We start from the raw sequence: 17,943 nt of genomic DNA, 5'->3' as shown, positions 1-17,943 counted from the left end.
AAGTCATTCTAATATTAGAATTACAGAATGATATGGAAAACACCGGGCGAAATCTGAACATGGCCACCGTGAAAGACGACTTGCTGGCAAGCGGTTCGAACAAACGCTATGTCAACCTGGCGCACCTGCTGCGCATGCGTATCCGCGCCGGCGACTATCGCCCGGGCGACCGGCTGCCCGCCATCGATCAATTGGCCCGGCAGTTCAACACCGCCGTCGTCACCGCGCGCCAGGCCCTGGCCCTGCTCGAGCGCGACGGCCTGGTCCAGCGCCGCCAGGGCGTCGGCACCTTCGTCCTGGACGACGCCGTGGCGCCGGTAGGCCTGGAGCTTCCGCTGGACCAGGACTGGAGCGGCATTCGGGCCCTGTGGGGCGCCAGCCAGGTGCGCATCCTGGCCGAACGCGACCGGGTCGAGTGCCCCCCCGACTATGCCCAGCACGGACAGCCCGCGGACGCCTATTTCTACATGCGCCGCGTGCACGAGGCGCAGGGCATTCCCTATACCGTGGCCGACATCTACATCGACCGCGAGGTGTACCGCAAGGCGCCCAAGCGCTTTCGCCATGAGATTGCGCTGCACGTGCTGCCGCAGCTCCTGCCGCAGCGCAAGCTGGAGGCCTTCGAAATGATCCAGGTCGATGCCGCCGACGTGGAGCTGGCCAAGTGGCTGGATATCGCCGTGGGCGCGCCCGTCGTCATCATGAAGCGCGTCGTGCGCGATGAGTCGGGCCGCATCATCTACGCAGGAACGCCCGTCTATCGGGGCGACATCGTCCGGCTGGACCGGACCTTCAAACTATAAGTGCAATCAGCTAAGGAGAAGCATCATGTTTTGCCGCAAACTGGCCCTGGCTTTGGGCATGGCCGTCTCGGCCCTGTCGGCTGGCGCCGCCGCCGCCCCCTATCCCGCCGAACCGGTCCGGCTCGTCGTGCCCTACGCACCTGGCGGCACGACGGACCTGCTGGCGCGTCTCATCGCCAGCAAGCTGTCGGCCAAGTACGAGCGCCAGGTCGTCGTCGAGAACAAGACCGGCGCGGGCGGCAACATCGCAGCCGGTTTCCTGGCGCGCAGCCGGCCCGACGGCTACACGCTGATGATGGCCTCGATCGGGCAGTTCGCCATCAACCCGCTGATCTTCTCCGCGCCAGGCTATGACGCGGCCAAGGACTTCCAGCCGGTCATCCAGGTCACCCGGGTGCCCAACGTGCTGGTGGTCAACGCCGCCAGCAAGCTGGACTCGCTGCAGGACCTCATCAAGCTGGCGCAGGCGCAGCCCGGCGTGACCTATGCGTCGTCGGGCAACGGCTCGTCCAATCACCTGGCCGGCGCGCTGCTGGCGCACATGGCGAACATCGACATGCTGCACATCCCCTACAAGGGTTCCGCGCCCGGGCTGCAGGCGCTCTACGGCGGCGATGTGCAAGTCATGTTCGACAACCTCTCGTCGGCGCTGCCGCATGTCCAGGGCGGCAAACTGCGCGCACTGGGCGTGAGCTCCGAAACCCGCTTCTCGAAACTGCCCGACGTGCCGACCATCGCCGAGTCCGGCTTGCCCGGCTACGAGGCCTCGGCCTGGTTCGGCCTGGTCGCCCCGGCCGGCACGCCGGCGGCCATCGTCGAACAGCTGAACCGCGACGTCGCGGCCGTGCTGGCCGACAACGACGTACGGTCCAAGCTGCTGGAGATGGGCATGACGCCGCAGGGCGGCAGCGTGGCGCAGTTCCAGGCCGTCATCGATGCGGACATCCAGAAGTGGAAGCCCATCGTCCAGAGCCTCAATCTGGCCGTCAACTGAGGAGCAGCCGGTCGTGAATGTGCAAGCATTGTTAGCGCACGAGTTTCCCGTGCAGACGCAGTCGTACGGCGCGCGGGACTGCAGCCTGTATGCCCTGAGCGCAGGCTATGGCCAGGACCCGATGGACGAGCGCCAGTTGCAGTACGTCTATGGCGACGCGCCCAAGACCGCCGGCGGCATGGCCCTGGTGCTGGCCAACCCCGGCTTCTGGCAACGCCAGCCCTGGACGGGGATAGACTGGGCCCGGTGCGTGCTGGGCGAGCAGCGTATCGCGACGCACCGGCCGCTGCCCGCCGCCGGCCGCATCGCCAGCCAGCTGCGCGTCACGCGCATCACCGACAAGGGCCGGCAGTTCGGCGCGATGCTGCACGCCGAGCGCACGCTGCACGACGCCGACAATGGCACGCACTACGCCACGCTTTCCATGGTGACGATATGCCGCGGCGATGGCGGCTTCGGCGGACCGCCCGACGACTCGACGCGCCTGCCGGCCGTCCCGGCGCGCGCGCCCGACATCCAGACCGAACAGCCGACCTTGCCGCAGCAGGCGTTGCTGTTCGACCTGCACGGCATCGTCAACCCTGTGCACTCCTGGCCCGCCGCCGCGCGCCAGGCCGGCTACCCGCGTCCTTTCCTGCACGGCGTATGCCTGATGGGCCTGGTGCAGCACGCCATCGCGCGCGAGCTGGCGGCGTATGACACCGATGGCATCGCCACGCTGTCCGCGCGCTTTCGCGGCGTGTTCTATCCGGGCGAGACCCTGCTGCTCTCCCTCTGGCGCGATGGCGACCAGGTCCGCTACGAGGCGCACGCCAAGGAGCGCTCGACCCTGGCGGTCGAGGGCAGCGCCCGATTGCAGCCGGCGGGAGCAGTGCAATGACGGGAGCACTGCAAGGCTTGCGCGTCCTGGACATGGGCCAATGGATCGCGGCGCCCTATTGCACCGCGATGCTGGCGGACTTCGGCGCCGAAGTCATCAAGATCGAAAAGCCCGGCGGCGGCGACGACCAGCGGCACTCTTCCCCTTTCGTCGATGGACAGAGCGCTTTCTTCAACCTTTTCAATCGCAACAAGCACAGCGTCACGATCGACCTCTCCACGCCGGCCGGCCGCGCGCAATGCCGCGACCTCATCGGCAGCGCCGATGTGCTGGTCGAAAACTACCGGCCAGGCGTCATGGCGCGCCTGGGCCTGGACTACGCGACCCTGCATGCGGAGTTCCCGCGCCTGGTCTATTGCTCGATCTCGGGCTTCGGCCAATCCGGCCCCATGCGAGGCGAAGGCGGCTTCGACCTGGTCATCCAGGCCATGTCCGGCCTGGCCGCGCAGTGCGGCCCGACCGACGGCCCCGCGCACCGGCTGCCGATTCCCATCGTCGACGTTTCCACGGCCCTGTTCGCCACCATCGGCGTGCTTACCGCGCTTGCCGCGCGCCAGCAAACCGGCACGGGGCAATTGGTCGACGTCGCCTTGCTGGACTCGGCGCTGGCCATGGCGCCGCTGGAGGTCGCCGATTACCTGGCCACGGGCCACAATCCCGAACGCATGGGACAGGCCTCGCGCAACGCCGCGCCCTACCAGATATTCCGGACCCAGGACGGCGCCATTGCGCTGGGCGCGGCCTCGCAGGGCCTTTGGGAGAAAACCTGCGACCTGCTCGACCGTCCCGCGCTGAAGAACGATCCACGCTTCGCCGACAACACGGCCCGGCTGGCCCATCGCGCGGTCCTGGCCGAACTGGTCGAACAGGCCCTGGCCACGCAGCCGTCCGAACACTGGCTGGCGCGCCTGCGCGAGGCGGGCATCCCCGCCGGCCCCGTGCTGAGCTACGCCGACATTCTCCGCCATCCGCAGGTGGCGGCGCGCGAAATGGTGCGCCGGCCCGAAACCGCCGGCGCCGCCACGGCCGCGACGCTGGCCAGTCCGATACGCCTGTCCGATACCCCGGCCCGCTTCGTCAGCGGCGCGCCCGCCCTGGGCGCGCACAACGGGCTGCTGGCGAGCGGAACCCGGACCGGCCCGCCGGCATGATCCGCGCGCCCGCGCGGACATGCGCCGCGCGGGCGCCGGTTCAGCGCCCTATCCAGGCCAGCGCCAGGCCGGCCAGATAAAGCCCCAGGCCAAAGACCGCGTGCGCAAGCACGCTGCGCAGGCAATTCCTGAGCGGCGTGGGCGTGCGCGACGAAGCGAGTCCCGCTCCCAGCGCGGGCTGCATCACGAACCACGGCAACAGCACGGTCGCCACGCCCACCGCCAAGGCCGGCCCCGGCGACGGCGCCCGCAGCCATGCCTGGCCCGCGACGCCGACCAGCAGGCCGGCGAACAGCACGCCGGTCGCATAGTGCAGCCCCCAACCCAACGCCGCTTCGCCGCGCACCGCCGGCGCCTGCCGGATATCGGCGTGCGCAAACCGGCCATGGCGCCAGTGGCCCGCCCAGCGGCCCGCCAGGGCATAGTCCAGCACGGGCACGCCCAGGCGCCTGAGCGCCATCGTCCACACGTCCATCACGGCCGTGGCGCCCATGCCGACCAGCACGACGCGCGCCAGCATCTCCTGCGGTGCCATATCCCCTCCTGTGCGTTGACCCTCTTCATCGAGGAGGCCTATGATAGAAGTTGAAGTTAACTTTAAGTCAATGGAGGTCTTGCATGGATATTGCCGAAGTCGCCAGGCGCACCGGCGTTCCGGCCTCGACATTGCGGTACTACGACAAGGTGGGATTGATCGCGCCGGTCAGCCCGCCCGGCGCGCGCCGCCGCTATGCGCCAGCGGTGCTCGAGCAACTGGCTCTTGTCGCGCTGGGCCAGGCCGGCGGCCTGTCGCTGGACGACATACGCGCGATGCTGTCGCCGCAAGGCGCGCCGCGGGTGGACCGGCAGGTATTGCTGGCCAAGGCCGAAGAAATCGACGCCACCGTCAAGCAGTTGCAGGCCATGAGCCGCGGGCTGCGGCATGCCGCCGCCTGTCCCGCCCCCAGCCATGCGCAATGCCCGACCTTCAGGCGGCTGCTCAAGGCGGCGGCGGCCGGCGCGTTGAGCCGCCGGCGGCCGGCGTCAACGGGCGTGGCGCCGCGCTCGCCCCGCAAGCGCGCACCCGCCAGGCCATAGGCGGCAAGTCATCCCACCAGGGCGTCGAGGCCGGCGCCGGCCGAGCGCGGCAGGCGCCGCGCCTCCTTGGCCACATTGACCTTCAGCGCCATGCGCGCCACATCCAGCGTGGCCTGCGCCAGCGGATAGCCGCCGCGGGCCTGCAGCCAGCCCAGCACGTCGGCCAGGTGCCACAGCGAGGCGCTGCCCTCGTGGATGGGCGCCGGAAAGGTGGCGGGGTGCGCCAGCATCAGCTTGCGCATGTTCTGCCGCGACACGCCGACGATCTGCGCCACGTCGGTCAGGCCGACCAGGTCGGGCGCGGCCTCGATCAGCGCCGCCGTGGGCATGGCGCGGCGCACGTCGGCCAGCGCGCTGCGCACGGCCGCCTCGGCGCTGTCGGCCTCGCGGGTGAATTCGAGCGCCAGGCGGCCGGGCAGGCCCATGCCCACCAGGGCGTCGTCGCAACCGGCCTGGCCCAGACGCTCGACCAAGGCGTCCAGGTCGCTGTCGGCGTCGGCCAGCTGGTATTTGAGGGTGAAGAGGTATTCCATGGGTTACTCCTTGCTGCGGCACGCATGCGCCCGGCGATGCCTGGCGCAGTCATCCACCACGCGCCGCAGGGCGCGCGCGTGGTGGCCCGGGTTCCTGGGGGTGCTCCAGATGCTGGTGATGCAGAACTCGCCGCAACGGCATTCGCTGTCGTTGCATGGGCAGTACATGCGCCCCCAGGCATGGCCGCCCCGTCGCCGGATGTACCAGCCGTGCGCCTCGGCATGCTTGAGCGCGGCGTCGACGTCTTTGTCTGGGTGCGGGCAACGTGTCATGCGGTGTTTTTCAGTTTGAGGCGATCCGTTCAGGATGTCAACTGACAACCCTTCGATTACGACGATTCCGACCCCTGGCTGCGCCATGCGTGCCATTCGAGCCGTGTCCGTCCAGGCATGCAAATGCCAGGAATCGGGCCGGCTGCCCAGGGCAAGGGTGACGGTTTCGGCACGCTGTCCGGGCCTGCGGCCCGGCGCCTAGCGAGTGGCGGCGCGCGCCTTGCGGCCGGGCGGCCGGGCGGTCGAGTCGCGCACGACCACGCTCTCGTGCGGCAGGCACAGGCCCGCCTGGGGCGCGCCCCGCCCCTCGACGATATCGACCAGCATGGCGGTGGCCAGGTAGCCCATGCGCTCCAGCGGAAAGCGCACGGCGGTCAGCGCGGGGCTCAGCAGTTCGGCCACGATGCCGTCGGAGAAGCTGGCGATGGAGAGGTCGCGCGGAATGCGCACGCCCTGCCGGTGCGCGGCCGCCATCGCGCCGGCGGCCACGATCTCGTTGGTGGCCACCACCGCGGTGGGCGGCTCGTCCAGCGCCAGCAATTGGCGCAGTCCGTCCTCGCCGCCGGGCTTGTAGTAGCCGGCGTCGACCACCAGCTGCGGCACCCAGGGCAGGCCCGCCTCGGCCAGCGCGTCGGCGTAGCCCGCCACGCGGCGTTCGCCCACCCGCCGCTGCAGGCCGCCCAGGAAGGCGATGCGGCGATGCCCCAGTTCGATGAAATGGCGGGTGATGGCCGCCGCCGCGCCGCGCTCGTCGAGTTCGACGTAGGGATGCTGATCGTCGAGGTAGCGGTTGACCAGCACGAACGGCGCGTTCAGCGTAGCCAGCTCCTGCAGCATCTGCGCTTCGTGCCGGCCGGTGGTCACCAGCAGGCCGTCGATACGGTTGCTGCGCAACAGCCGCCCGGCCACCTTGGGGTCCTCCTCCTCGCCGCCCATGCCGCCCACCAGCAGCGAATAGCCGCGCTCCCAGGCGGCGCGCTGGGCGCCCTGGATGATTACGGGAAAGACCGGGCTGTTGAGCTCGGGCACGATCATGGCCAGCGTATTGGAGCGCGACAGGCGCAGGCCGCGCGCCTGCAGGTTGGGCGTGTAGCCCAGCGCCTCGATGGCCTGCTGCACGCGGGCGCGGGTTTCCTCGCGCACCACCAGCTTGCTGTCATTGCTGAGAATGCGCGAGACGACCGCGGGCGAGACGTTGGCCGCTTTGGCGACGTCCACGATCTTGACTACCTTGCGGTTGCCCGTAGCCTTGGTCGTCATGGCGTCATGCGCCCGGGTGCTCAGTCATGCGTCGGATTATAGGGGCAAGGCCCGCCCGTCGCCGCCCCCCGCAAAGGCCGCTGTCAGGCCACGGCCGCCTCCCGCGCGCGGCGCGCCACGAAAGCCGGCACGCTGTCGAGCAGCAGCCGCGTGTACTCGTGGGCCGGGGCGCTGAGCACCTGATCGGTGCGCCCCTGCTCGACGATGGCGCCATGGCGCATCACCACCACCCGATCGGATATCTGCGACACCACCGCCAGATCATGCGAGATGAACAGCATCGCCACGCCCAGCCGGTCGCGCAAGTCCTTGAGCAGCTCCAGGATCGACGCCTGCACCGACACGTCCAGCGCCGAAGTGGCTTCGTCGCACACCAGCACCGAAGGCTCCAGCGCCAGCGTGCGGGCAATGCCCACGCGCTGCTTTTCCCCGCCGCTGAGCTGGTGCGGATAGCGCTCGGCGTAGGCCGCCGGCAGGCGCACCAGATCCAGCAGCTCGTCCATGCGGCGATCCTGCTGGCGGCGATCCAGCCCCATCAATTGCAGCGGGCGGCGCAACACCTCGCCCACGCGCTGGCGCGGGTTGAGCGAGGAGTCGGGATTCTGGAACACCATCTGCGACTGGCGCCGCAGCCGGCGCGCCACCTCCGGGCTGGCGCGGTACACATCGTGGTCGGACAGCTCGACCGTGCCCGCATCCGGCGCTTGCAGGCCGACCAGGCAGCGGCCCAGGGTCGACTTGCCCGACCCGCTCTCGCCCACCAGGCCCACCACTTCGCGCGGCCGCAGTTCCAGCGACACGCCGGCCAGGGCCGCCACGCCTTCGGCGCGCGGCAGGCGCAGCAGCCTGGCCCAGCCGCCCAGCGGATGGGCGGGCCGGAATGTCAGGCGCACGTCGCGCACGCGCGCGATCGGCGCGCCGACGGCCGGCACGGCCGGCGCGCGCTTTTCCAGCAGCGGCAAGGCAGCCAGCAGCTTGCGGGTGTAGGCATGGGCGGGATGCCACAGCACCTGCTGCGCGGCGCCGGCTTCCTGCACGCGCCCGCCGTGCATGACCGTCACGCGCGAGCACATGCGCTCGACCAAACCGATGTTGTGGCTGATGAAGACCATGCTCAGGCCGCGCTGCACCCGCAACTCGTCCAGCAGGTCCAGGATGCGGGCTTCCACCGTGACGTCGAGCGCGGTGGTCGGCTCGTCGAGCAGCAGCAAGTCGGGCGAGCAGGCCAGCGCCGTGGCGATCACGATGCGCTGCTTCATGCCGCCGGACAACTGGTGCGGATAGGCGTCCAGCAACGTACTGGCGCGCGGCAGGCGCACCTCGTCCATCAGCCGCAGGGCTTCGGCGCGCGCGCTGCGGGCATCGGCGCGCCCGCGTTCGACCAGCGCCTCGGTGATCTGGCGGCCGACGGGCAGGCTGGGATTGAGCGCGGTAAATGGGTCCTGGAACACCATGGCAATGCGGTCGCCGCGCAGCCCGGCGGCGCGTTCTCCCGTGATGTCCTCGCCGTCGAAGGCCACGCTGCCGGCGGTGACCGCCGCGCCGGGCGGCAACAGGCCCAGCACCGTCCAGGCAATCGTGCTCTTGCCCGAGCCGCTCTCGCCCACGATGCCCAGCGACGCGCCGCGCGGCAACTCGAGATCCACGCCATGCAGCACCTGGTTGCGGCCGTAGCGCACCTCCAGGCCCTTGATATTCAGGATAGTGTCTTGGTGCATCTCAGTTCCTTTGCTCGCCGCGCGCATCCAGGCGCTTGCGCAGGCCTTCGCCCATCAGGTTGACGGCGATGACGGTCAGGCAGATCGCCAGCCCGGGCGACAGGGCCACCCAGGGCGCGCGCTCCAGGTAGGGACGCGCCTCGGCCACCATCAGGCCCCAGTCCGAGGACGGCGGCTGCGTGCCCAGCCCCAGGAAGCTGAACACCGCGCCCAGCAGGATGGCGAAGCTGACGCGCAGCGACGCCTCCACCACCAGGGGCGGCAAGGCATTGGGCAGGATCTCGCGCAGCAGGATCCAGGCCAGCCCCTCGCCGCGCGCGCGGGCTGCGGTGATGAACTCCTCGTTGGCCAGCGACAGCGTCATGCCGCGCGCCAGCCGGATCATGATGGGCGTGTAGATGATCCCCACGGCCAGCGCCGCCTTCCACAGGCTGGGCTCGGTGGACGCCAGGATGAGCAGGCCCAGCATGACCGGCGGCACCGAAATGACGATGTCCACCGTGCGCATCACCGCGTCGTCGATCCAGCCGCGCAGGTAGCCCGCCAGCAGGCCCAGCGGCACGCCCACGACGAAACTGAGGGCGGTGGCCGACACGCCCAGCAGGATCGACGTGGTGCCGCCATACAGCACGCGGCTGAACACATCGCGGCCGAATTCGTCGGTGCCCAGCCAGTGCTGCGGCGACGGCGGCAGCATGCGCGCGGCGGCGTCCATGGCGTCGAAATCGTATTGGGCCAGCCAGGGCGCGCCCAGCGAAACCAGCACGATGGCTGCCAGCATCAGGGTGCCCACGACCAGGGCCATGGGCAGCGGCGCGCGGGCGCGGCCGGCTTCAATGGGTGTCGAGATTTCCATAGCGGATCCGGGGGTCGAGAATGGCATAGGCGATATCCGCCGCCAGGTTGGCCAGGGCATAGATGACGGTGACCGCGAGCACGCCGGCCTGCAGCACGGGCAGGTCCTTCTGCTCCACGGCGAAGATGAGCAGGCGGCCCAGGCCGGGATACGAGAACACCGTCTCCACCACCACGATGCCGCCCATCAGGATGCCGAAGTCCAGCGCCAGCACCGTCACGGTGGGAATCAGCGCGTTGCGCAAGGCATGGCGGTACAGCACCGTGCGTTCGCGCAGGCCCTTGGCGCGGGCCGCGCGCACATAGGGCGCGCTCAGGGTCTCCAGCATGCTGGAGCGCTGCAGGCTGGTGACGTGGGCCACCAGGCCCAGCACCAGCGTACATACCGGCATCACCAGGTGCGACAGCCAGGCGCCGAAGCCGGCGGACAGCTCCACATACCCGGTGGCGGGCAGCCACCCCAGCGTGCCGGCCACCAGCAGCACCAGCACGATGGCGATCAGGAACTGCGGCAGCGAAATCGACAGCCACGAGAACGCCAGGATCAGCCGGTCCTGCCAGCGGCCATGGCGCACCGCCGCCACCACGCCCAGGAAAATGCCCAGCGCCGCCGTCAGCACCAGGGCCGCCACCGCCAGCAGCGCGGAGCGGCCCAGCGCCTCGGAGATCAGCGGGCCGACGGGCCGGCCCATCACCAGCGACTGCCCCATGTCGCCGTGCAGCGCGGCGCCGGCCCAGCGCCAGAACTGCGTCCACAGCGGATCGTTCAGGCCCAGGCGGGCCTCGATGGCGGCGACCTGTTCGGGCGAGGCGAAGTGCCCCGCGATGGTGTAGGCCACGTTGCCGGGCATGGCCTGCGTGATCAGGAAGATCAGCACCGCCATGGCCGCGACCACGAACACCACGTGCCCCAGTCGCCTGACGAGATAGGCCCACATGGCTCAGCGCGCCCCGCCGGTTTTCTCGACGTCGTACAGGTCGAGCCAGAGGAAGGGATTGGTGTGGTAGTTCTTGATGTCGGCGCGGTAGGCCGTGGCGACATTGGTCACGTAGCCGATCACGCCCGGCACCTCCTCGGTGAGCGCGCGCTGGAAATCCTGGTAGTGGCGGATCTGCTCGGCGCGGTCGGTGCTGGCGCGCGCCGCGTCCAGCGCCTGGTCCACGCGCTTGCTCGAGAAATGCCACATGCGCGCGTTCCACGAACCCGTGCTGTAGAACCAGGGCGACGTCGCCGCGTCGATCACCGGGCTGGCGAAAAAGCCATCCACATACATGGGCGCGATTCCCGCCACGCCAGCCGAATAGCGGTTGTAAGGCACCCGCTGCACGTTCAGCTTGATCCCCAGCGGCCGCAGCAGCTGCTGCGCGGCCACGCCCAGCCGTTCGCGCGAAGGCCGGCCCGCCGGCACGAAGATGTCCACCGCGAAACCCTTGGCATAGCCGGCCTCGGCCAGCAACTGCTTGGCCTGCGCCAGGTCGGGGGCAAAGCCGATATCCTTGTTGAACGCGGGATCGGTCGGCGCGATCGGGCTGTGGGTGGGCGAGCCCTCGCCGAACAGCGCGAAGTTCACCAGCTCCTTCTTGTCCAGCGCCAGGAACACCGCGCGGCGCACCCGCACATCATTGAACGGCGGCTTGGAGTTGTTCAGCACGATGCCATCCCAGCTGGCGCTGGGCACCGAGTCCACCACTACCGCGGCGTCCTTCTTCAGGTCCGGAATGGTCTCCAGCGGCAGGTTCCAGATCATGTCGATGCTGCCCGAGCGCAAGGCCGCCACGCGCGCGGCCGCCTCGGGCATGACGCGCATCACCACCCGGTCGATCTTGATGCGGTCCTTGTCGTAGTAATCGGGATTGCGCTCCAGCTCGAGCTGGTCGCCCGGCGTATAGCGCACGAAGCGGAACGGGCCCGTCCCGCTGGGCTGGGTCTTGATGGTGTCGATGCGATCCTGCGCCACCACGCGCAACTGGCGGCCGGTCAGCAAGCCGGGAAAATCGGCATACGGCTGCGTCAGGGTGAAATGCACCGTGGCGTCATCGGGCGCGTCCACCGACTTCATCACCTCCAGCTGCGTGCGGCCGGGCGAGCCGGTCGCCGGGTCGACGATGCGCTGGAACGAAAACACCACATCGCTGGCCGTCAGCGGCTTGCCATGGTGGAACTTCACCCCGGGCCGCAGCTTGAACGTCCATTCGCGCAGATCGGCCGACGGCGTCCAGCTTACCGCCAGGTCGGGCACCACCTTGGAGTTGGCGTCGATGCGGGTCAGCCCGCCGAACACCAGCCCGTTGAACACATACTCCTCGCCCAGCGTCGTGACGTTGGGGTCCAGGCTGTTCAGGCTGGTGGACAGGGCCACCTGCAGCGTCGACTCCGCCCGCGCGGCGCCGGCCAGGCCCACGCTCAAGCACAGCGCGGCCAGCGCGGCCGCCATCTTTCCCGTCTTGCTCATCATGCATTCCCCTTGTGTTGTGTGCGGCCGTGGCCGCTCTCAGGCAGCGCCGTTCAGGTAATCCCACCCGGCCGCCGCATGGACCTTGGCGACCGCGATGAACTCATCCAGGTCGACCGACTCGTTGCTCATCGCCATGCGGCCCGGCGCCGGGCCGTAGACGTACGCCGGCACGCCGCTGCGGCGCCAGTAGCGGCAATCGGTGGACCCGATCGATGGCACGGCCACCGGCCGGCGCCCCACGATCGCCTGCGCATTGTCGGCGATGAAGTCCACCATGGGATGATCGTGCGCGCAGACGTTGGGCGGCGTGCTGTGCCATTGCTGCACTTCCATCGAGGCCTGCGGAAACTCCGCCAGGATGCCCTCCAGCCGGGCCAGCACCACGTCGGGCTCGGTGCCCACGGGCAGGCGGATATCGACCTCGAACACGCAGCGATCCGGGATCATGTTGATCTTCAGCCCGCCGTTGAGCACGCCCACGTTCAAGGTGGTGCGCGTGACCACGTCGGCCGCGCCCTCGCCCATCGCCACGTCGAGCGCGCGGCGCACGTCCTCGCGCTGCAGGTGCGCCTTCAGCGCCGCCGGCAGGGACGGCTCGATCGCCTCCACTTCGGCCAGGCGGCCGATCAGCGCGGCCGCGATGCGGGTGGGGCTTTCGCTGCGATGCACGTAGGCGCCGTGCGCGCCGGCGGCCAGCACCTCGAACTTCAACCGCAAGGTGCCCTTCTCGGAAAAGCGGATCGTGTCCAGGCTGCTCGGCTCGCCGTTGAGCACGCAGTCGCCGCGCCAGCGCGTGTCGTTTTCCAGCAGCCAGCGCGTACCCCAGCGCCCGCCCGTCTCCTCGTCGGACACCGCGGTCAGCGCCACGCTGCCCGCCAGCTGCGCACGCCGCGCATACAGGTAGGCATAGGCGATCACCGAGGCGGCGGTTCCCGTCTTCATGTCGCAGGTGCCCCGGCCGTGCAGGCGGCCTTCCTCGATATCGCCCGACCACGGGTCGCGCGTCCAGCCATGGCCATCGCCCACCGGGAACACATCCATGTGGCCGTTATAGACCAGCCGCGGACCGGCGCGCCCACCCTCGCATTCGCTGACCACATTGGGCATGCTCTCCTGGGGGCCAAGCAGCTCGTTCGGCACGCCGCGCGCGCTCAGGAACCCCTGGATCACCGCCGCGGCGGCCCGCGTGTCGCCAGGCGGATTGGGCGACGCCGCCCGCACGAACTCCTGCAGGAACCCGATCAACACTTCGCGCTCGGCCTCGATGGCATCGAGCATGGCTTGCTTGGACATGGCCTCTCTCACGACGTTAGTAAATCGATTTAACGAATCGTACGAGCGTGGCCGCGGGACGGTCCATCATGGTTTTCCCGATGCGGGTTTGCTTGGAATGTCCATGCTCCAGGTGCCTGTCCCCGCGGGGACAGGCACCTGCCGATCGCTACGCGGCGTCCGGGCCGCGGGCCTTCACATCCGCTCGCCCGGCAACCGGCTTGCCTGCGCCACCCAGTCGGCGAACCGGGCCTCGTCGAATGGCGCATCTTCGTAGATATCCAGGTAGCGCACATCCTTCTGCTTGGACGCGCCCGGCGGCAGGGGTTGCAGCGAAGCGCCGCGAAAGAACGCGACCTTTATGTACTTCGTCATGCAATGGAAGCTGAGAAACCAGCCCTCGCCCTCGAAGCCGTAGAAGGGCGAGTTCCATTTGACGGCCTTGTAGACGCCGGGCACCGTGCGCTCGACTATCGCGTCCAGGCGTTCGCCGATCGCGCGCTTCCAGCCCGGCATGGCCGCGATGTACGCCTGCACGGGCGCATCGCCGTAGCCCTTGGCGATCTGCGGATTGCCGCCAGACAGCAGCACGACCTCGCCCAGCCCGCCCTTGCCGGCAGCCTTCGCGCCGCCCTTTCCTGATCCTTCGGTACGCTTGTCAGCCATCGCATCTCCTTGTCGCGCGCCAGCGGCGCCGGCCGCTAGTCTCGCCGCGCCAGCGCCAGAAAGACGCCCAGGCCCACCATCGTGGTTCCCGACACGCGCGTCAGCACGCGAGCGCGCGCAACGCGAGCCGCCTCGGATCGCAGCAGTCGATGGGCGGCGACCACCGCCATCACATCGACCAAGGTATTGAGCGTAACGCAGATGCCCCCCAGCAGCGCCAGTTGCGGCGCCAGCGGCGCGCCGGGATCGACGAACTGCGGCAGGAACGCCAGGAAGAACAACGCCGTCTTGACGTTCAGCGCCTCGACCAACACGCCCTCGGCCAGCGCGCGCCGCGCGCCCTGCGGCGCCACGACGCGCACCGCCGCCGGGCGCGGGCTCAGCCACATGCGCAGGCCCAGGTACACCAGGTAGGCGGCCCCCGCATACTTGAGCAAGCTGAAGGCCAGCGCCGACTCGGCGATCAGCACCGACAGGCCGAGCGCCGCCGCCAGCACGTGCACCAGGCCGCCCAGCGCCGTGCCCAGGCACGAGGCCAGTCCTTCGGCGCGGCCGCCGGCCACCGTGCGGGCGACCACATAGGCGATGCCGGGCCCGGGCGTGATGGCCAGCAGCGCGGCGGCAAGCAGAAAGGCCAGCAGGGACATGGCAGTGCCGGGCTCAGCGATGGGCCCGCTTCATTCGGCCCGCGCCATGCCCTGCGCCAGCGCGTCCTGGCCACGCGCCTGCAGCGCCTGGACCGCGCCCAGGCGATCGCGCTCGTCCTTGTTCTGGCTCAGCTTGCGCTTGCCGACCAACGACGTGATGGCGACTTCGATGCCCACGATATTGCGCAGCATGCTGTCGATGTACTCCGGCGTGGAGTCCGTCATCTTCCAGGGCCGCGGCTCGCCCGCCTCGTGCCGGCGCGTCAGCCGTGCGACCACGCCGCGCACGAAGCGCTCGTCGTCGCGCACCGCCAGCGTACCGTGCGCATGCACCACCTCGTAGTTCCAGGTGGGCACCTGCCGATGCGCCTCGTGCTTGCTGGGATACCAGTTGGGCGAGATATAGCCCTCGGCCCCGCGGAACACGACCATCACCGCCGCCCCGTCGGGACAGCGCTGCCACAGCGTATTGGCGCGCGCCACGTGGGCGATCAGCGTGCCATGCGGCCCGGCGTCGGGATCGAACTCGAACGGCAGGTGGTCGGCGTCCAGTCCCTGGGCGTCCTGGGTGACCAGCATGCCAAGCGGATGCGCGCGGATGATGCGGGCAAGTTCCTCGGGCCGGGTTTCGGCGAAATGGGCGGGCAGATACATGGCGGGCAGCCGAAAAAATGGATAGCGTCACTGTGGCGCCAAACCGGCATAATGAAAAGATCCAGTTCAAAGGTATTTAAATGGGCCAGTCAGGCAAGCCCGCCAGCCGCCCCAGCGGTCCCAACGGGGCGGGCCGACGCATCTACGACTTGCTGCGCGGCCAGATCGCCGACGGCACGCTGGCCGCCCGCGCGCCGCTGCCATCGACCCGCGCCCTGGCCGCCGAGCTCGGCGTCTCGCGCACCACGGTCACCGCCGTCTACGAACAGCTCGCGGCCGAAGGATTCCTGGATACCGCCCCTGGCCGCGCCGCCCGCCTCGCCAGCCCCCTGGCCGCGCCCGACCCCGACGCGACGCCCGCCAGCCCGCCGGCCGGCCGCCCGCTCACCCTGTCCGCCTGGGGCCGGCGCGTGGCAAATATCGGCACGCCGGCGCCGCTGCCGCATCCGCCGGTGCGTTACGACTTCCTCTACGGCGCGCTGGCCTCGCGCGACTTTCCCAGCCTGGCCTGGAAGCGCGCCTATCAGCAGGCCCTGCAGCGCCCGCCGCACAGCCTGAGCTACGCCCCGCCCGAGGGCGAGCCGGCGCTGCGCCGCGCGCTGCAGGGCTACCTGCGGCGCGCGCGCGGGATAGCCTGTGAACCCGGACAGATCCTCATCGTGCAGGGTTCGCAACAGGCCATCGACCTGTGCGCGCGGCTGCTGCTGGATGCCGGCGACGACTTCGTCTTCGAGAACCCCGGTTACCTGATGGCGCGACACTGCTTCGCGGCCACCGGCGCGCGCCTGCTGCCGGTCGACGTGGACGAGCACGGCCTCGACACCGAACAGCTGCCCGACACCGCGCGCGTGCGGCTGGCCTACGTCACGCCATCGCACCAGTTCCCGCTCGGCGGCGTACTGCCCATCGGCCGCCGCCGGCAACTGCTGCAATGGGCCCGGCGCCACGATGCCTGGATCGTCGAGGACGACTACGACGGCGAATTCCGCTACGGACAACGTCCCATCGACGCCTTGCAATCCATCGACACCGATGGCCGGGTGATCTATGTCGGCACCGTCTCCAAGGCCCTGTCGCCACGTCTGCGGCTGGGCTACATGGTGCTGCCGCGCCACCTCGTCGAGGTGTTCCGGCAAGCCAAGCGGCTGGCCGACCGGCACGCGCCGGCGCTGGACCAACAAGTCCTGGCATCGCTGATCGATAGCGGCGTCTACGAGCGCCATGTGCGCCGCATGCGCCGCGACAACGAACGCCGCCGCACGGCGCTGCTCGAGGCCATCGCGCGGGAATTGCCGCAAGGCGCCCGGGTCGACGGCACGGCGGCCGGCCTGCACGTGGTGCTGTGGCTGCCCGGGTTGTACGCGCGCGACGAGCCGGCGCTGGTGGCGACGGCGCGCGAGATGGGCGTGGGCGTGTATCCGCTGGCGCCGCTGCACGCCCCGGCCGGCGCCGGCCAGGCCCACCGCCCCGCCGGCCTCATCCTGGGCTACGCCAGCCTGGACGTCGAACAGATCCGGCAAGGCATCGCCATCCTGGCCGCGGCCATCGGGCGCACGAAGGACTGATGGCAAGCTCGCGCGACCCGGCCGGACGAGGCGCAGCAGCCTTGCCCTAGCGCCAGATCCGCAGCTTGCGGTAGCGGCGCGCCAGGTGGACGCGGTCGTCGACGGTGGAAAAGATCACGGCGAAGACGATGCCGATCGCCGCGCCCACGATGGTGTCGACCACCCGCTCCACCGGCATGTTGCTGGCCGGCGCGGGCGAGGCCATATAGGTCATCAGCAGCGCCATCGGCGTCACCGTGACCTGGCCCAGCGCATAGTTGAAGCCGATGGTCACTTCCGTGATGACCTGGCACAGCACCACCGCCGCCACCAGCGTCCAGAACGACGGGTCCTGCGCCAGGATGGCCCACACGATGCAGGCGCCGACGATGGTGCCGGCCATGCGCTGCAGGGAGCGGTTCATCGTCAGGTGCAGGTGCGTGCCCTGCATCACCGCCGCGGCGCCGATCGCCGCCCACGCGGGGTACTGCCAGCCGGCCCAGAAAATGATCAGGGCCGCGGCGCCCGCCCCCACCGCGATGCGTCCGGCGACCATCAGCTGCAACGATAGCGGCGGCAAGGGCGCGGCCGCCATCGCCACGGCGCCGTGCGGCCGCAAGCGGTCGGTCAAGGCGCAGGCCAGCCAGGCCACCAGCGCGCCCCAGGCGGTGGCCAGGGTCCGTTCCATGACCGCCGCCGCCGAATCCACGGGCGCCAGGGCCGCGCCCACCGCGAACACGAAAATGACCGCGCCCGGCCCGCCGGTCAGCCCCCAGCGCCACACGGCCAGCGTATACAGTCCGGCGGACAGCGCCAGCAGCAGCACCATGGACAACGCGCCCGCCCCCGCATAAGTGGCCAGCGACGGCACCAGCACGCCCGCCACCAGCAGCAGGCCGCAGACCATCACGATACGCTGACGGCCCTGCGCCGATGCGAAGCGCCCGAACAGCGCCGCCAGCCCACCAAGCGCGGAAAACCCGACCAGATGCGGCCAGGGCGACAAATGCGCGCTGACCAGCGCCACGAAAATCGCCAGCCCCGCCTGCAGGCCCGCGACCAGCGCCACCCGGACCGAGGCCGGCTGGGCAATCAGCAGGCTCTGCCGGAGCTGGTTGCCGGCAAGCAGGTGGCGCACGGACTGGCCGCGCGAGGCCTTG

19 protein-coding genes are annotated in these 17,943 nt (G+C 69.9%); 6 read left to right on the top strand and 13 right to left on the bottom strand.

Translation table 11 applies throughout. The features are described 5' to 3' along the window. Positions 1 to 59: 59 nt before the first annotated feature. From EL288_RS09985 to EL288_RS09970, 4 genes are read left to right on the top strand one after another with little or no spacing between them, the layout of a single operon-like run. The gene (locus EL288_RS09985; RefSeq protein ID WP_003812282.1) at positions 60 to 803 is read left to right on the top strand and encodes a GntR family transcriptional regulator; all 744 of its coding nucleotides are present in this window, start codon (positions 60 to 62) and stop codon (positions 801 to 803) included. Positions 804 to 828: 25 nt separating this feature from the next. Continuing rightward, complete coding sequence (locus tag EL288_RS09980; protein WP_003812284.1) at positions 829 to 1,797, top strand: tripartite tricarboxylate transporter substrate binding protein; 969 nt, start codon at positions 829 to 831, stop codon at positions 1,795 to 1,797. Between the two features lie 19 nt (positions 1,798 to 1,816). Next, positions 1,817 to 2,677, top strand: a complete 861-nt coding sequence (locus tag EL288_RS09975; RefSeq protein ID WP_232018725.1) for a MaoC family dehydratase — start codon at positions 1,817 to 1,819, stop codon at positions 2,675 to 2,677. Continuing rightward, on the top strand, positions 2,674 to 3,828 hold the full coding sequence (locus tag EL288_RS09970) for a CaiB/BaiF CoA transferase family protein (protein WP_003812288.1): 1,155 nt from the start codon (positions 2,674 to 2,676) through the stop codon (positions 3,826 to 3,828). The genes EL288_RS09975 and EL288_RS09970 overlap by 4 nt, the downstream gene beginning before the upstream one ends. A gap of 40 nt (positions 3,829 to 3,868) precedes the next feature. Here the strand turns inward: EL288_RS09970 and EL288_RS09965 are convergent, their stop codons facing one another. Next, a complete protein-coding gene (locus EL288_RS09965; protein WP_003812290.1) occupies positions 3,869 to 4,363 on the bottom strand; it encodes a DUF2938 domain-containing protein in 495 nt (164 codons plus the stop codon). An 83-nt stretch (positions 4,364 to 4,446) separates the two neighbouring features. On the opposite strand from EL288_RS09965, the gene EL288_RS09960 reads away from it, so the two are divergent. After that, on the top strand, positions 4,447 to 4,905 hold the full coding sequence (locus tag EL288_RS09960) for a helix-turn-helix domain-containing protein (protein WP_010927967.1): 459 nt from the start codon (positions 4,447 to 4,449) through the stop codon (positions 4,903 to 4,905). A gap of 8 nt (positions 4,906 to 4,913) precedes the next feature. On the opposite strand, the gene EL288_RS09955 is transcribed toward EL288_RS09960, so the two are convergent. From EL288_RS09955 to EL288_RS09905, 11 genes are all read right to left on the bottom strand, one after another. Continuing rightward, positions 4,914 to 5,438, bottom strand: a complete 525-nt coding sequence (locus EL288_RS09955) for a DNA-binding protein (protein ID WP_003812293.1) — start codon at positions 5,436 to 5,438, stop codon at positions 4,914 to 4,916. Between the two features lie 3 nt (positions 5,439 to 5,441). Next, on the bottom strand, positions 5,442 to 5,711 hold the full coding sequence (locus EL288_RS09950; RefSeq protein ID WP_033446780.1) for a hypothetical protein: 270 nt from the start codon (positions 5,709 to 5,711) through the stop codon (positions 5,442 to 5,444). A 198-nt stretch (positions 5,712 to 5,909) separates the two neighbouring features. Further along, the gene (locus EL288_RS09945) at positions 5,910 to 6,971 is read right to left on the bottom strand and encodes a LacI family DNA-binding transcriptional regulator (RefSeq protein WP_003812296.1); all 1,062 of its coding nucleotides are present in this window, start codon (positions 6,969 to 6,971) and stop codon (positions 5,910 to 5,912) included. An 83-nt stretch (positions 6,972 to 7,054) separates the two neighbouring features. Beyond that, on the bottom strand, positions 7,055 to 8,689 hold the full coding sequence (locus EL288_RS09940) for a dipeptide ABC transporter ATP-binding protein (protein WP_003812297.1): 1,635 nt from the start codon (positions 8,687 to 8,689) through the stop codon (positions 7,055 to 7,057). Between the two features lies 1 nt (position 8,690). Further along, complete coding sequence (locus tag EL288_RS09935; protein ID WP_003812300.1) at positions 8,691 to 9,494, bottom strand: ABC transporter permease; 804 nt, start codon at positions 9,492 to 9,494, stop codon at positions 8,691 to 8,693. A gap of 28 nt (positions 9,495 to 9,522) precedes the next feature. Next, positions 9,523 to 10,482, bottom strand: coding sequence for an ABC transporter permease (locus EL288_RS09930; RefSeq protein ID WP_003812302.1), 960 nt, complete (start codon positions 10,480 to 10,482; stop codon positions 9,523 to 9,525). Between the two features lie 3 nt (positions 10,483 to 10,485). After that, positions 10,486 to 12,000, bottom strand: coding sequence for an ABC transporter substrate-binding protein (locus EL288_RS09925; protein WP_003812304.1), 1,515 nt, complete (start codon positions 11,998 to 12,000; stop codon positions 10,486 to 10,488). A gap of 36 nt (positions 12,001 to 12,036) precedes the next feature. Further along, positions 12,037 to 13,293 carry a M20 family metallopeptidase gene (locus tag EL288_RS09920; RefSeq protein WP_003812305.1) on the bottom strand — a complete coding sequence of 419 codons (1,257 nt, stop codon included), beginning with the start codon at positions 13,291 to 13,293 and terminating at the stop codon, positions 12,037 to 12,039. Between the two features lie 174 nt (positions 13,294 to 13,467). Further along, positions 13,468 to 13,938, bottom strand: coding sequence for a DUF1801 domain-containing protein (locus EL288_RS09915; RefSeq protein WP_015063677.1), 471 nt, complete (start codon positions 13,936 to 13,938; stop codon positions 13,468 to 13,470). Between the two features lie 35 nt (positions 13,939 to 13,973). Next, positions 13,974 to 14,585, bottom strand: coding sequence for a LysE family translocator (locus EL288_RS09910; protein ID WP_003812309.1), 612 nt, complete (start codon positions 14,583 to 14,585; stop codon positions 13,974 to 13,976). Positions 14,586 to 14,615: 30 nt separating this feature from the next. Continuing rightward, positions 14,616 to 15,239 (bottom strand): FMN-binding negative transcriptional regulator, encoded by a 624-nt coding sequence (locus EL288_RS09905; protein ID WP_003812310.1) that lies wholly within the window; start codon positions 15,237 to 15,239, stop codon positions 14,616 to 14,618. An 80-nt stretch (positions 15,240 to 15,319) separates the two neighbouring features. On the opposite strand from EL288_RS09905, the gene pdxR reads away from it, so the two are divergent. Further along, the gene (gene pdxR / locus EL288_RS09900; protein WP_033449515.1) at positions 15,320 to 16,804 is read left to right on the top strand and encodes a MocR-like pyridoxine biosynthesis transcription factor PdxR; all 1,485 of its coding nucleotides are present in this window, start codon (positions 15,320 to 15,322) and stop codon (positions 16,802 to 16,804) included. Between the two features lie 46 nt (positions 16,805 to 16,850). On the opposite strand, the gene EL288_RS09895 is transcribed toward pdxR, so the two are convergent. Then, on the bottom strand, positions 16,851 to 17,921 hold the full coding sequence (locus EL288_RS09895) for an FUSC family protein (protein WP_003812314.1): 1,071 nt from the start codon (positions 17,919 to 17,921) through the stop codon (positions 16,851 to 16,853). Between the last annotated feature and the right edge of the window lie 22 nt (positions 17,922 to 17,943).

Origin of the sequence: Bordetella bronchiseptica (genome assembly GCF_900636925.1) — a bacterium.
Classification (GTDB): Bacteria; Pseudomonadota; Gammaproteobacteria; order Burkholderiales; family Burkholderiaceae_B; genus Bordetella; species Bordetella pertussis.
This window is presented reverse-complemented; position numbering and strand designations above follow the sequence as displayed.